15 protein-coding genes are annotated in these 12665 nt (G+C 68.6%); 6 read left to right on the forward strand and 9 right to left on the reverse strand.

Translation table 11 applies throughout. The annotated features are described in order from the left end of the window. Nucleotides 1–61: 61 nt before the first annotated feature. From AC1DH3_RS15110 to AC1DH3_RS15120, 3 genes are all read left to right on the forward strand, one after another. Nucleotides 62–976, forward strand: coding sequence for an endonuclease/exonuclease/phosphatase family protein (locus tag AC1DH3_RS15110; RefSeq protein WP_441419215.1), 915 nt, complete (start codon nucleotides 62–64; stop codon nucleotides 974–976). A 66-nt stretch (nucleotides 977–1042) separates the two neighbouring features. After that, complete coding sequence (locus AC1DH3_RS15115; protein ID WP_441419214.1) at nucleotides 1043–1723, forward strand: histidine phosphatase family protein; 681 nt, start codon at nucleotides 1043–1045, stop codon at nucleotides 1721–1723. A gap of 160 nt (nucleotides 1724–1883) precedes the next feature. Beyond that, nucleotides 1884–2387, forward strand: a complete 504-nt coding sequence (locus tag AC1DH3_RS15120; RefSeq protein WP_476909667.1) for a GNAT family N-acetyltransferase — start codon at nucleotides 1884–1886, stop codon at nucleotides 2385–2387. Between the two features lie 69 nt (nucleotides 2388–2456). Here AC1DH3_RS15120 and AC1DH3_RS15125 read toward each other — a convergent pair whose 3' ends face one another. The 4 genes from AC1DH3_RS15125 to AC1DH3_RS15140 form a co-directional block, all read right to left on the reverse strand. After that, entirely contained in the window at nucleotides 2457–2849 is a 393-nt protein-coding gene (locus AC1DH3_RS15125; RefSeq protein ID WP_441419212.1) for a nuclear transport factor 2 family protein, read from the reverse strand. A gap of 116 nt (nucleotides 2850–2965) precedes the next feature. After that, a complete protein-coding gene (locus AC1DH3_RS15130; RefSeq protein ID WP_476909668.1) occupies nucleotides 2966–4156 on the reverse strand; it encodes a 4-hydroxybenzoate 3-monooxygenase in 1191 nt (396 codons plus the stop codon). A gap of 118 nt (nucleotides 4157–4274) precedes the next feature. Next, complete coding sequence (locus AC1DH3_RS15135; RefSeq protein WP_476909669.1) at nucleotides 4275–5054, reverse strand: IclR family transcriptional regulator; 780 nt, start codon at nucleotides 5052–5054, stop codon at nucleotides 4275–4277. 35 nt (nucleotides 5055–5089) lie between these two features. Then, on the reverse strand, nucleotides 5090–6142 hold the full coding sequence (locus tag AC1DH3_RS15140; RefSeq protein ID WP_476909686.1) for an FUSC family protein: 1053 nt from the start codon (nucleotides 6140–6142) through the stop codon (nucleotides 5090–5092). A gap of 210 nt (nucleotides 6143–6352) precedes the next feature. On the opposite strand from AC1DH3_RS15140, the gene mscL reads away from it, so the two are divergent. Next, nucleotides 6353–6880: a large conductance mechanosensitive channel protein MscL gene (gene mscL / locus AC1DH3_RS15145; RefSeq protein WP_476909670.1), complete on the forward strand. Its 528-nt coding sequence runs from the start codon at nucleotides 6353–6355 to the stop codon at nucleotides 6878–6880. A 95-nt stretch (nucleotides 6881–6975) separates the two neighbouring features. Here mscL and AC1DH3_RS15150 read toward each other — a convergent pair whose 3' ends face one another. After that, nucleotides 6976–7935 (reverse strand): diacylglycerol/lipid kinase family protein, encoded by a 960-nt coding sequence (locus tag AC1DH3_RS15150; protein WP_476909671.1) that lies wholly within the window; start codon nucleotides 7933–7935, stop codon nucleotides 6976–6978. Between the two features lie 212 nt (nucleotides 7936–8147). On the opposite strand from AC1DH3_RS15150, the gene AC1DH3_RS15155 reads away from it, so the two are divergent. After that, a complete protein-coding gene (locus AC1DH3_RS15155) occupies nucleotides 8148–8381 on the forward strand; it encodes a hypothetical protein (protein ID WP_441419207.1) in 234 nt (77 codons plus the stop codon). Between the two features lie 295 nt (nucleotides 8382–8676). Then, on the forward strand, nucleotides 8677–9120 hold the full coding sequence (locus tag AC1DH3_RS15160; protein WP_476909672.1) for a hypothetical protein: 444 nt from the start codon (nucleotides 8677–8679) through the stop codon (nucleotides 9118–9120). Between the two features lie 38 nt (nucleotides 9121–9158). Here AC1DH3_RS15160 and AC1DH3_RS15165 read toward each other — a convergent pair whose 3' ends face one another. The 4 genes from AC1DH3_RS15165 to AC1DH3_RS15180 form a co-directional block, all read right to left on the reverse strand. Continuing rightward, the gene (locus AC1DH3_RS15165; protein ID WP_476909673.1) at nucleotides 9159–9977 is read right to left on the reverse strand and encodes an IclR family transcriptional regulator domain-containing protein; all 819 of its coding nucleotides are present in this window, start codon (nucleotides 9975–9977) and stop codon (nucleotides 9159–9161) included. 104 nt (nucleotides 9978–10081) lie between these two features. Then, nucleotides 10082–10756 carry a 3-oxoacid CoA-transferase subunit B gene (locus tag AC1DH3_RS15170; RefSeq protein ID WP_476909674.1) on the reverse strand — a complete coding sequence of 225 codons (675 nt, stop codon included), beginning with the start codon at nucleotides 10754–10756 and terminating at the stop codon, nucleotides 10082–10084. Then, nucleotides 10756–11415, reverse strand: a complete 660-nt coding sequence (locus AC1DH3_RS15175) for a 3-oxoacid CoA-transferase subunit A (RefSeq protein ID WP_175323478.1) — start codon at nucleotides 11413–11415, stop codon at nucleotides 10756–10758. Before AC1DH3_RS15175 ends, AC1DH3_RS15170 begins: the two co-directional genes overlap by 1 nt. Before the next feature lie 4 nt (nucleotides 11416–11419). Next, nucleotides 11420–12631, reverse strand: coding sequence for a thiolase family protein (locus AC1DH3_RS15180; RefSeq protein ID WP_476893384.1), 1212 nt, complete (start codon nucleotides 12629–12631; stop codon nucleotides 11420–11422). Nucleotides 12632–12665 lie beyond the last annotated feature (34 nt).

Here is a 12665-nt window from a genome sequence, read left to right on the forward strand (position 1 = left end):
CGTCGAGGACTGGCCAGCTTCAGAAAGGAAGCTGGGGCTGTTACCGACCCGAGGAGACCCCTTGCCGAGCGACGCACCGTCGACAGCACGGACCGTTCTGACCGACCCCGGCCCAGCGGCCGGTCCCGACGCCGACCCCGGCCCAGGAGCCGGCGCGGCTGCTGACGCCGCGGCCGACCCGGCTGCCTTGAGCCTGATGAGCTTCAACATCCGCTGCGACATCGCGGCGACGTTGCCGGGCCAGGCCGACTACTGGCCGGAGCGCGTTCCGGCGTTGCAGGCCGTACTGGCCGAGGAGCTGCCCGAGGTGCTGGGCATCCAGGAGGGCCTGGAGCACCAGCTGGCCGTGATCGGCGAGGCCCTTCCGGACCATTACCGGATGATCGGCCACGGCCGCGAAGGTGGCCGCCGGGGCGAGCACTCCTGCATCTTCTACGACGCCCGCCGCCTGAAGCTGCGGACGTGGGACCAGTTCTGGCTCTCTGACACGCCCACGGTGGCCGGCTCGGCGACGTGGGGCAACCACGTCACCCGGATCGCCACCTGGGGCCGGTTCGAAGACAACCACACCGGACGTGAGCTGATGGTGGTCAACACCCACTTCGACCACGAGTCCGAGAACGCGCAGCTGCGCAGCGCCGAGGCCATCGTGGAGCACGCAACACGCTTCGAGCCGGGGCTGCCGACCGTGCTGATGGGCGACTTCAACGCCGACGCCGGTGCCTCCGGCGCGTACAGCACCCTGGTGGGGAGCGGCACCTTCCGGGACTCCTGGACCGCGGCCAAGCAGCGGCTGACTCCGGAGTACGGGACGTTCCCGAACTACAAGGACCCGGTCATCGGCGAAAGCCGCATCGACTGGATCGCCGTCACGCCGGAGATCCAGGTCGCGGAGGCCGCGGTCAACACCTTCCGGCTGGACGACCGGTACCCCAGCGACCACGCCCCGATCCAGGCCACGGTCCGGATCCCTTGACCGCCGGAATCACGGACGGCAAGCGGGGCCGCGCCGGGCCCCGGCCCAGCCGGTAAAATCGCTGCCATGAGGCTTCTGCTGATCCGTCACGGCCAGACCCCGGGCAACGTCCTGGGACAGCTGGACACCGCCCATCCGGGCCCCGGACTGACCGAACTGGGCGAACGCCAGGCGGCCGCGCTGGCCCGCTCCCTGGCGAACGAAAAGATCGGACTGCTCTACGCGTCCACCCTGGTCCGCACCCAGCTCACGGCCGCACCGCTCGCCACCACCCGCGGGCTGGAGATTGAGGTGCTGGGAGGGCTGCGGGAAATCGAAGCCGGGGCGCTGGAGAAGCTCACCGACCGCGAATCCCACCTGCGCTACCTCGGCACAGTGTTCGCCTGGACGGCGGGCGAACTGGACCGGCGGATGCCCTCCGGCCCCAGCGGCCACGACTTCTTCGAACGCTACGACGACTCGATCGCGAGGATCGCCGCCGCTGCCTCCGCCGCCGGGGACGCCGCCGTCGCCGTCGTCAGCCACGGCGCCGCGATCCGGGTCTGGACCGGCCTGCGTGCCGCCAATGTCGAGGCGGAGTTCGCCGCGCGGCACGTGCTCGCCAACACCGGCATCGTGGCGCTGGAAGGCGATCCCGACGCCGGCTGGCGGCTGATCCACTGGGACGACAGCCCGGTGGGCGGACTGGCCCTGGCGGACCCGACGGCGGAGGACCCCACCGGCCGCCCCGCCGAACCGTCCGCTTAGACGTTTCCCTGCCGGACGGGCGTTTCCGGACGCCGAATGTGCGCCGACTCGTCGAAATCGCGGAAACCGAGTTCTCGAAGCCCTTACGTGGCCGAAACACCACGGAAACCGCCGCTCCATAGCCTTGGTCTGCATAACCCTTCGGCGAATCGAGGCAGCGATGCAGACCAACCCGCGGCTCAACATCCGGCAGGTCCCCTGGTCCAACCCGGTGGGAGCCGACCTGCGGGCAGCCCAGCAGGCGGAACTGGACGCCCGCTTCGGCCACCGCGGGCACGAGTCCGGGCCACCGCCGTCGGAGGTCGACACCGCGGTGTTCCTGGTGGCGCACGACAAGGCGTCGGGCCAGCCGGTGGGCTGCGGCGGGTTGCGCCTGCTGGACGAGCACACCGCCGAGATCAAGCGGCTCTACGTGCTGCCGTACACGCGAGGTTCGGGCGTGGCCAGTTCCATCCTGGCGGCGCTGGAGGGGCACGCCCATGCCCTCGGCGTCACCACCCTGACCGCTGAGGCGGGGTCGGCGCAGACCGACGGGCGGCAGTTCTACCAGAACTCGGGCTTCGTGGCCGTGCCCAACTTCGGCCCATACGTCGGCGTGGAGCACTCGTACTGCTACGCGAAGCCGATCGATTCGCACAGCGCCGCGCACACCGCCATGGCGTGAGGCCGCGCGTCGCTGCGTGCCGCCTGCGCTGTCAGTGCCTGCGTTGCCAGTGCCGCCGGGCCCGGACCGTCAGGTCCAGAAATCGTCTGACTTGGCCGTGTCCTCGAAGTACTCCCGGCCCTCGGCGATCTTGCCGTCGCGGACCACGAAAGTGATGACGGTGCCCATGTCCAGGGTCTTGCCGTTGCCCTCCCCGTGGGTTTGCTGGATCGCGACCGTATGGCTTTCCCCGCCCACGATGTCCTGGACCTTGGCTTGGAAATTTCCCTGCGTGCGCGCTCCCAGTTCGCCGAAATACGCCAGGATGGCGTCGCGGCCCTGTTTCGTCCCCGATAGCACGCCGCTTCCGGCCACGTGCCAGACTGCGTCCTCCGCGAACAGCTCGCTGAGGGTCGCCATATCCCCTGCGTTGAAGGCCTCGTACCCCCGCCGGACCAGTTCAACATTCTCTGCGTTTCCCATGATCGGACACCTCTCCGTCGTCCTTGTCGGGTCATGCTGGGACGGTTAAAGGCTAGTCCTGGCCCGGGGTGCTGTCGATGGAAAGATGCGGGGCTGCCGGAGTCCCGGAGGACGTCCTAGTTCCCTGCCGGCCAGCCCGTGTAGGCCTCGGCAAGGTAAGCGCGGCCGTGCCGCGAGGACACCACCGAATTGAGTTCGCCGAGCTGGCGGGCGCGGGCGAAGTCGTCGGCTCCGGTCGGGGTGTGCAGCATGGAGGTCATCCAGTAGGAGAAGTGCTGCGCTTTCCAGACCCGGTCCAGGGCGCGGTCGCTGTACAGGTCAAGGAGCTTCGTGGAGCCGGTCTTGTAGAAGCTGTCCAGGCCTTCGAACAGCACCTTGACGTCGTGGATGGCCAGGTTCAGGCCCTTGGCTCCGGTGGGCGGGACGGTGTGGGCGGCGTCCCCGGCCAGGAACAGCTTGCCGTGCCGCATCGGGGCGTGCACGAAGCTGCGGAACTTCAGGACCGTCTTGTCGATGACCGGGCCCTCCTTGAGCTCGAAGCCGTTGCCGTTCACGCGGCTGCGGAACGCCTCCCAGATCCGCTCGTCGTCCCAGTTGTTGACGTCCTCCCCGGGGTCGCACTGGAAGTACATCCGCTGCACCGTCTCGGTCCGCTGGCTGATCAGGGCGAAGCCGTTCTCCGAGTTGGCATAGATCAGCTCGTCGGAGCTGCGCGGCGCCTCGGCCAGGATGCCGAACCAGGCAAAGGGGTACTCGTGGAAGTACCACTTACGGTCAGCCTCGGGAATCTGGACACGGCAGTGGCTGCGCGAGCCGTCCGCGCCCGCAATGAAGTCGGCCTGAAGCTCGAACTCGGTGCCGTCCGCGTCCGTGAACCACACCTTCGGCGAACCCTCGATGTCATGGACGCTGGTGTCCGTGACGCTGTACCGGACGTCGCCGCCGTCGGCCTCCCGGCGCGCGGCGAGGTCCATGAAGACGTCGGTTTGCGGGTAGAGCCAGACCGACTCGCCAACCAGGTCCTGGAAGTCGATGCGGTGGCTTTCCCCGTTGAACCGCAGCTCGATCCCGTCGTGCCGGTCGCCGTCGCGCAGCACGCGGTCGGAGACGTCGGTGTCCACGAGGAGGTTGACGGTGCCGTGCTCGAGGATGCCGGCACGGACGGTTTCCGAGATTTCGCGCCGGCTGCGCAGTTCGACCACGGTGGACTCGATGCCCTCTTTGGCCAGCAGGTGGGAGAGCATGAGCCCGGCGGGGCCCCCGCCCACGATGGCCACCTGGGTGGTGATGACTTTTCGGGCTGCCATGTTGTCCTCGCTTCGTTGCGGGGCCCGGAGCGGCGCGCCAAGCTGTCGGCCGCACGCCGCGGCTCCGGACCGGATCGGTCTTCTGGCTAACAGTGTGCGCCCGGAGCAGTGATCTGCGTTACAGATCTTCCATTGAACGGAATTCAGCCGCCGTGCGGGAGTCCCCGAGCCGGCGTCCGATGCCCCGCGCCGCGGTCTGCAGCGCGGGCACCAATGCCTGCAGCCGCATCTCCCGCAGCGGAACCACGACGCCGAGGGCAGCGACGGTCCGCTTCCTGGCGTCCCGCACCGGGACGGCGATCCCCCAGGTGTCGGGGTCCACGACGCCGGCCAGCTGGGCGTAGCCTTCCTCGGCGGCCTCGGCCAGGAGCGAGCGGAGGTCCCCGGCGCGGAGCCTGCCTGCGGGGTCGTTGAACTGGCGCAGGTATGCCGCCTGCACCGAGGCCGGCTGGTGGGCCATCAACACCAGCCCGGCCGAGGACAGGTGCACCGGCATCCGCCCGGCGACTTTCGCCCGGTTGGCGACCGAGCCGCGGCGCGACAGACGCTCCACGAACAAGGCGTCCCAGCCGTCCAGGACAGCCAGGTTCACGTTCTGGTTGAGCACCTGCTGGATGTCCTCCATGAACGGCATGGCCGCCTGCCGCAGGGCCAGGGTCGGCGAATTGCGGTTGACCAGCTCCCACAGCCGCAGCCCCAGCCGGACCGACCCCCCGCTGCCGAGCTCCAGGAGCCCGTGCCCGGCCAACTGCCGGACCAATCGGTGGGCGGTGGTCAGGGGCAGGCCGGCCCGGTCCGCGAGTTCGGAGAGCTGCAGGGCGGCAGAGCCCTCGGGGAAGGCCTCGATCAGGCGCACCACGCGGTCCACCACGGAGTCCCCCGACCCGGAATTGGCCACGCTTCCCGCTTCCCCGAATTGTTGACTGCCTGGGATCAGTCTTCCATTGAACGGTGGTCGGCGGCCACCCGGCGCCAGAGGGCCGGCGCCAGCACGACGGCGACGCCGACGGCGGCTCCGATGACCGTCTCCAGGAACCGGTCGCGCAGCAGGGTCCCCGCGGGCACCGGCGCCACTAGCAGGGTCGAGATCAGCGCCAGCGGGGTGACGAAGACCTGGGCCAGCATGTACTGGCGGGCGATGAACATCTCGGCGCCGAACTGGCAGGCGGCAATCACCAGCACGGTCTGCCAGGGGGCCGGCTGCAGCAGCAGGATGGCGGCCAGCAGCACCAGCCCGAGCGCGGTGCCGATGATGCGCTGAACGCCGCGGCTGACGCGGTGACGCGTGCTGTGCCCCACGAGCGGCACGACGGCGGCCACCATGGCCCAGTAGTTGTGGCCGAAGCCGAGCCATTCGCCGGCCAGGGTCGCGAGGGTGCCGGCCAGGCCGGCCGCCACGAGGTAGCCCACGGCTTCGAGCTTGGCAACGCGGCGCTCCGCTGTGGTCAGCCGGACCGGCCGGGGCCACGACCACGGCTTCCGGCGGCTCGGGGCGACCCGGGCGGACAAGCCGATCAGGAGCGAGAGCGCGACGGTCAGGACGGCCACCAGCATGCCCTGCCAGAGCGGTGGCTGGCTGGGGATGGAGGCGATGGCAGCGAAGGCGAAAATGTGGAAAAGCGATCCTGCCGGGCGGAGCCGCCACCAGGCGACGATCAGGGAGCAGCCGCCGGCCACCACTGTGGTCGCGAGGACCTGCAGCCAGACGGTGCCCGACGGCGTGAGCGCCAACGCCGCCCCGGCGCGGGCCGCCAAGGCGCCGAGCAGGATCACCGCGAGCATGAGGGTGCCGGCGCGCAACTGCAGCACGAAGCGGCGGCCGTGGGGCTCGTTCCGGCCGTAGATCCCGGCGAAGGCCCCAAAGGAGGCGAAGATGGCCAGATCCAGCCGGCCCAGCAGCACGAGGGTGATCAGCGGGACGAAGACGCCGACGGCGCAACGGACCGCGGCTTGGTGGTCCTTGTTGGCTGGAGCCATGGTGAACATCTCGCCGAACAATGTCGCGGGTTTCACAGGTGGAATGGGTCTTCCTTTGCAGTCGGTTGAGAACGACGGCGGCACTGGCATCCAGCTGAATCGTACGCCGGCAACCGCGGCCGGCAGGCTTCGAATTCCATTCAACGGAACAAGCGGGGGATCGGCATGGTGGTAGCGTCTATCGGTTGAACCACCCACACGGCATCTTCCGGAGGACCCATGCTCAAAGGATTCAAGGACTTCATCCTGCACGGCAACGTGATCGAACTGTCCATCGCCGTCGTCGTCGGTACGGCGTTCACCGCCCTGGTCACGGCGTTCACCACGAACATCGTGAACCCGATCATCGCGGCAGCCGGCGGCGTCGAAACCCAGGGGCTCGGTTTTTACGTCTGGCCCGGAAATGCGAAGACCTTCGTCAATATCGGTGCCGTCCTCACGGCATTCGTGACTTTCCTCATCACCGCGGCGGTGGTGTACTTCATCTTTGTGGCTCCGATGAACCGGATCAACAGGATGGTCAAGCACCGGCTGGCCGCCGCGGAGCCGGAGGAGAACCCGGTCCCGGCCGACACCGCACTGCTGGCGGAGATCCGCGACCTGCTGGCCGGGCTGGCCGGCACCGGCGGGACCGCCGGGCATCCCGACGCCGACGGCGGGACCGCCGGGCATCCCGACCGCGGCGAGGACACATCCGGGCTCCCCGGCGGTCGCACGGTCGAGCTCTCGGGGAAACACAGCCGCTAATTCGGGCGGCCGCACCGGCCGAGGCCTTCACCCCAATGGCCTGGCACGGCCCGGATACTACCTGGCGGTAGCTCCGGGTCCCGGGCCCGGAACGGTTAGGCCGCCTTCGTCATCCGGATGGTGAGCGCCTCGTGCTCCACCGCGACCTTGAGGTGCTTGGCCTTGCCAATGTGGTCGCCGTCGAGCTGGAATTCCTGCTCATGCTCGAGGGTGATTTCCGCGGATTTGCCGGCGAAATACTCGACCGACTTGTTCTTGGCGTTCTTGCGGCCGAACATGCCGGCGAGCACGCTGAACCAGCCGAGCTTGCCTTTCGGGGCCAGAACTACGACGTCGAGAATGTTGTCATCGATTTTGGCGTCGGGGAAAACTTCCACTCCTCCCGTGATCTGGCCGCAGTTTCCCACCATCACGCTGCGGATCCGGCGCCGGACCGGGTGCTGCCCGTCGATGCTGATCTGCGCCTTCACCGGCTTGCCGGGCAGGTGCCGGATGCCGGCCTCGACGTAGGCGAGCCAGCCCACCCGGTCCTTGAGTTCGTCCACGGTGTTCGCCATGATCGCCGCGTCGTAGCCAAGGCCGGCCATGACCAGGAAAAGCTGTTCGTCCCGGGCGTGGTCCAGGCTTGCCTTCACCACGTCGACCTTGATGTCTGAGCCGTTCAGGATGTCGTAGCTGGCGGCCACCGGGTCAGTGATGTCGACGCCGATATTGCGGGCCAGCAGGTTGCCGGTGCCCATCGGGATCAGGCCCATCGGCGTACCGGTGCCGGCGAGGACCTCGGCCACGCAGCGGACGGTTCCGTCACCTCCGGCGGCAATCACGACGTCGACCCCCGCTTCGAGCGCTTCACGCGCCTGGCCCAGTCCGGTGTCCTCGGCCGTGGTTTCGAGCCAGAGGGGCTCCTTCCAGCCCTGCGTCTCGCAGAGCCGGTAGAACGCAGCCTTGAAATCCTCGCCGGAGGACTTCATGGGGTTGATGATCACGGCGGCGCGCTTGGGCTGCACGGAACTGTCCTGGGCGGCATTGTCTTGGGCGGCATTGGTCTGGGGCATGGCGTCCTTCGGGCATGTGGCGGGATAGGCCCCGCAAGGAAATCTTATCGGGGTGGGGCGGCATAACTTGCGCGCCATGGCAGCGAATCATGGACGCGCTGTCCGGCGGGTCACTACACTGGCCATGTTTAGGAACTGAAGCGTGCCGGCCTGGCCGGATGCCGTCCCGGAACCGCCGGGGTGGCCGCGTTCCAGGCGCGGAAGGCGGCCACATGACCGAACCAGAGGAAAACTACTCAGCCGAAGCCGAAGCCTCGAGCAGGGACCCGCACGACTGGGGCCGGGCGATGGCGCTGGCCCTGACCCGGCTGGCGGAGCAACTTGCCCCGGAAGACAGCGAAGACATGCACGCCAGCCTCGTGGACCGGCCGCTGCACCTCAGAATCCGTGACGACGCGGCGGGGGTCACGATCACGGTGTCGACGACGGCCGAGTCCGCCGGCTGACGCCCGGGCGGAAATAAAGCCGCTCAAATCATCAATTCCCTCCCTTTGTGTGCCAGACTAAGCGGGATTTACCGGCATACAGTGGGCCGGGACACTCATCTCATTTGGGGGAATGATGACAGAGCGCGCAAATTCTGACGCCAGAAAAGAATCCGAATCCTTCGGCAGGGCCGAGCCGTCTTACAGTCAGCGCTGGCCGGACGGGGCCCCTTGGCCGGATTCCTCCGAACGCCGGCAGGCGCAGCTGCCACCGCTGCCCCTTCCCCGGATCCGGACGGAGTCCCTGGAACACTCGGTGCGGGGCGCAGTCTTTGCCCTGGCCGTGATCCCGGTCGGCGTCGGACTGTGGCTGATCCTGTGGAAGCTTGGCTGGATGGCCTCGATTGTGGCCTTCGTGACGGCGGCCGGCGCCGCCCGGCTGTATGTCGCCGGCAGCACCGTGGGCAGCGGCGGCGCCATGACGAGGCGCGGCGCCTGGGTTGTCGTGGCCGTGACAGTGGCGACGGTGCTGCTCTCGTTCCTCGGCACCATTTGGCTGGATCTGGCCGACTACCTTGGAGGCTCACCGCTGGCACTGCTGTTCGAACCGCAGGCCTGGGACCTGCTGGGCTACAATCTCGCCAACAACACGGACCTGGTCGAGGGCCTAAAGGGCGAGTTCCTGATGGCGTTGTTGTTCAGCGCCCTGGGCTGCTTCTTCACGCTGCGGCAACTGTTCGCCCAGTCCCGCCGAAGCTAGGACCAGTCAGCGTCCGGCAGCGTCAGCGTCCGGCAGCGTCAGCGTCCGGCAGAGAGGTCCGCGGAGATGAGTTCCGCGGTGGCGACGGCGGCCTCGCGCACCGAATCCAAGTACGCCTCCGGGTCCGGCTGCGCCGCAACGGCCTGCGCCTGCAGGGAGACGTTAATGGCGGCGACCACCTTGTCCGGCCCGTCGTAGATCGGCGCCGCCAGGGACATCAGCCCGAGCTCCAGTTCCTGGTTCAGCAGGCACCAGCCCTGGGCCCGGACGGTGGCCAGCTCCGCCAGCAGTTCTTCGCGGGTGCCGATGGCGCGCGGGGTGAGCGGCCGGATCCGGGCCGCGTCCAGGTAGTCCTGGAGCTCCGCGGGCGGCAGTGCGGCCAGCAGGACCCGGCCCATGGAGGTGGCGTAGGCCGGAAAGCGGGTTCCCACGGTAATGCCGACGGTCATGATCCGCCGCGTCGCCACCCGGGCAATGTAGGCGATGTCCGTCCCGTCCAGCACGGCGGCCGACGTCGACTCCCCGAGCTTCAGGGACAGCTCCTCCAGGTGCGGCTGGGCGATTTGCGGCAGCGACAGCCCGGAGAGGTAGGCGTAACCGAGCTGCAGCACCTTGGCGGTCAGCGCGAACGCCTTGCCGTCGGTCCGGACGTAGCCGAGCTCGACGAGCGTGTGCAGGAAACGCCGCGCAGTGGCACGGGTGAGGTCGGTCCGGGCCGCGACCTCGGTCAGGGTCATCAGCGGGTGCTCCGCGTCGAAGGACCGGATCACCGCCAGTCCCCTCGCCAGCGACTGCACGTACTGGTCGCTGGCTGCGGGCGCCCCGTCGGCACGGGTGGCCTTTGCTGCCTCAGTCATTTCACGCCTCTCGATCACGCATCACTTTATACGCGCGAACGTACACTTGAGGCCCCGAAACGGCTCTCCGGCCGGGCCCCAAGCGTACGTTCGCACGTGGGTGGTCAGGCTGAGGCGGCGGCGGCGAGCGGCACCGGCACGAGCGCTTGGAGTTCCTCGAGGGTGCAGCCGAAGGTCTCCCGGACCTGGACGCCGTCGGGGCCGGTCAGGAAGACGGCTTTGTCGGTGTAGACCCGCGTGACGCAGCCGATCCCGGTCAGCGGGTAGCTGCAGGACTCCACCAGCTTGGACACACCCTCGCGGGTCAGCAGCGTCATCATCACGAAGACGTCCTTGGCTCCGGTCGCCAAGTCCATGGCGCCGCCGACGGCGGGAATCGCGTCCGGTGCGCCGGTGTGCCAGTTGGCGAGGTCACCGATTGCGGAGACCTGGAAGGCGCCCAGCACACAGATGTCCAGGTGGCCGCCGCGCATGATCGCGAAGGAGTCCGCGTGGTGGAAGTAGGAGGCGCCGGGCAGTTCGGTCACGGGGATCTTGCCCGCGTTGATGAGGTCGCCGTCGATCTGGTCGCCGGTGGCTTCCGGGCCCATGCCGAGCATGCCGTTCTCGGTGTGGAGCGTGATGTTCTGCTCCGGTTCGAGATAGTTGGACACCAGCGTGGGCTGGCCGATGCCGAGGTTCACGAAGGAGCCGGGGCTGATGTCCCGGGCCACCAGGCGGGCGAGGTCGTCGCGGCCCAGCGGCTTGTCGGACGTCTGGATACTCGTCGCGCTGCTCATCAGGCCACCTTCACGATGCTGTTGACGTAAATACCGGGGGTCACGATGACCTCCGGGTCCAGGCCGCCCGTCGGGACGATCTCGGAGACCTGGACGATGCTGTGTTTGGCCGCGGCGGCCATGATCGGGCCGAAGTTGCGGGCCGTCTTGCGGTAGACGAGGTTGCCCTTGCCGTCGGCCGTGAGCGCCTTGATGAGCGCGACGTCGGCGTGGATGGGGGTCTCGAACACTTGCCATTTTCCGTCCAGGAAGCGGGTTTCCTTGCCCTCGGCCAGCATGGTGCCGTAGCCCGTGGGGGTGAAGAAGCCGCCGATCCCGGCGCCGGCGGCGCGGATCCGTTCGGCCAGGTTGCCCTGCGGCACGAGTTCGAGTTCAATCTCCCCGGCCCGGAACTTGGCGTCGAAGTGCCAGGAGTCGGACTGACGCGGGAAGGAGCAGATCATCTTCTTCACCCGCCCCTCCTTGATCAGCAGTGCAAGGCCCTGGTCGCCCTGGCCGGCGTTGTTGTTGACCACTGTGAGGTCCGTGGCCCCGCAGTCCATCAGGGCGTCAATGAGTTCGAACGGCTGCCCGGCGTTGCCGAAACCGCCGATCATCACGGTGGAACCGTCCTGGATCCCGGCGACGGCCTCGCCGACGGTATCTACGAAGTTGAGCATTCCCTTAGGCCTTTCCTGTGTTGGTTCCGGCAACGGTCATGTTTTCGAGGACGACGGCGAGGCCCTGGCCGACGCCGATGCAGATCGCGGCGACGCCCCAGCGTTCGCCGGAGGCCTGCAGGGACCGGGCCAGGGTGCCGAGGATGCGTCCGCCGGAGGCGCCGAGCGGGTGGCCCATCGCGATCGCCCCGCCGTGCCGGTTCACGATTGCGAGGTCGATGCCCCAGGCGTTGATGCAGGCCAGGGACTGCGCGGCGAACGCCTCGTTGAGCTCGACGGCGCCGACCTGGTCCCAGCCGATCCCGGCCTTGGCGAGGGCCTTGTTCGCGGCCTCCACCGGGGCGTAGCCGAAGAACTGCGGATCGTTCGCATGCACGCCGCGCCCGGCGATCCGGGCCAGCGGCTCCAGGCCCAGGAGCTCGGCGGCGTCCTCGGACCCGAGCCACGCCGCGGAGGCGCCGTCCGAAAGCGGCGACGCGTTCCCGGCCGTCACGGTCCCGGCCTCACTCCGGAACACGGTCTTGAGCGAGGCGAGCTTCTCCGCCGAGGATCCGGGCCGGATGCCCTCGTCCCGGACCAGGTCCGTGCCCGGGACCGCGGTGACGAGCCGGTCGTAGAAACCCTCGTCCCAGGCCGCGGCGGCGAGGTTGTGCGAGTTGGCGGAGAACTCGTCCTGCGCCTCGCGGGTGATCCCGTATTTCTCGGCCAGCCGTTCGGTCGCCTCGCCCAGCGAGATGGTCCAGTCCGGGCGCATGTCCTTGTTTACCAGCCGCCAGCCCAGCGTGGTGGAGACCAGGGACAGATCCCCGGCCGGGTAGGGCTTCTCGGTCTTCGGCAGCACCCACGGCGCCCGCGACATCGATTCGACCCCGCCGACCAGCATCAGCTCCGCGTCCCCGGTGTTGATCTGCCGGGACGCGATGATCGCCGCATCCAGCGAGGAACCGCACAGCCGGTTGACCGTGGTCCCCGGGACCGAGACCGGCAACCCGGCCAGCAGGGTGCCCATCCGGGCCACGTTGCGGTTTTCCTCGCCGGCGCCGTTCGCGTTGCCGAACACCACCTCGTCGATCCGCGCTGCGTCCAGGCCCGGGGCGCGCCTGACCGCCTCGCCGATCACGTGCGCGGCCAGATCATCCGGGCGCACGCCAGCAAGTCCGCCGCCGAACTTGCCGAACGGGGTCCGCACGGCGTCGTAAACAAAAGCCTGAATCATGATTTCCTCTGAATTCTCGGTGGGGCCCAAGTAG

The organism is Arthrobacter sp. 05L428, from assembly GCF_056397665.1.

Coding starts and splice junctions, on each gene's coding strand:
- AC1DH3_RS15115 (WP_441419214.1), top strand. CDS start 1,043: ATGAGGCTTCTGCTGATCCGTCACGGCCAGACCCCGGGCAACGTCCTG.
- AC1DH3_RS15120 (WP_476909667.1), top strand. CDS start 1,884: ATGCAGACCAACCCGCGGCTCAACATCCGGCAGGTCCCCTGGTCCAAC.
- AC1DH3_RS15125 (WP_441419212.1), bottom strand. CDS start 2,849: ATGGGAAACGCAGAGAATGTTGAACTGGTCCGGCGGGGGTACGAGGCC.
- AC1DH3_RS15130 (WP_476909668.1), bottom strand. CDS start 4,156: ATGGCAGCCCGAAAAGTCATCACCACCCAGGTGGCCATCGTGGGCGGG.
- AC1DH3_RS15140 (WP_476909686.1), bottom strand. CDS start 6,142: ATGTTCACCATGGCTCCAGCCAACAAGGACCACCAAGCCGCGGTCCGT.
- mscL (WP_476909670.1), top strand. CDS start 6,353: ATGCTCAAAGGATTCAAGGACTTCATCCTGCACGGCAACGTGATCGAA.
- AC1DH3_RS15150 (WP_476909671.1), bottom strand. CDS start 7,935: ATGCCCCAGACCAATGCCGCCCAAGACAATGCCGCCCAGGACAGTTCC.
- AC1DH3_RS15155 (WP_441419207.1), top strand. CDS start 8,148: ATGACCGAACCAGAGGAAAACTACTCAGCCGAAGCCGAAGCCTCGAGC.
- AC1DH3_RS15165 (WP_476909673.1), bottom strand. CDS start 9,977: ATGACTGAGGCAGCAAAGGCCACCCGTGCCGACGGGGCGCCCGCAGCC.
- AC1DH3_RS15170 (WP_476909674.1), bottom strand. CDS start 10,756: ATGAGCAGCGCGACGAGTATCCAGACGTCCGACAAGCCGCTGGGCCGC.
- AC1DH3_RS15175 (WP_175323478.1), bottom strand. CDS start 11,415: ATGCTCAACTTCGTAGATACCGTCGGCGAGGCCGTCGCCGGGATCCAG.
- AC1DH3_RS15180 (WP_476893384.1), bottom strand. CDS start 12,631: ATGATTCAGGCTTTTGTTTACGACGCCGTGCGGACCCCGTTCGGCAAG.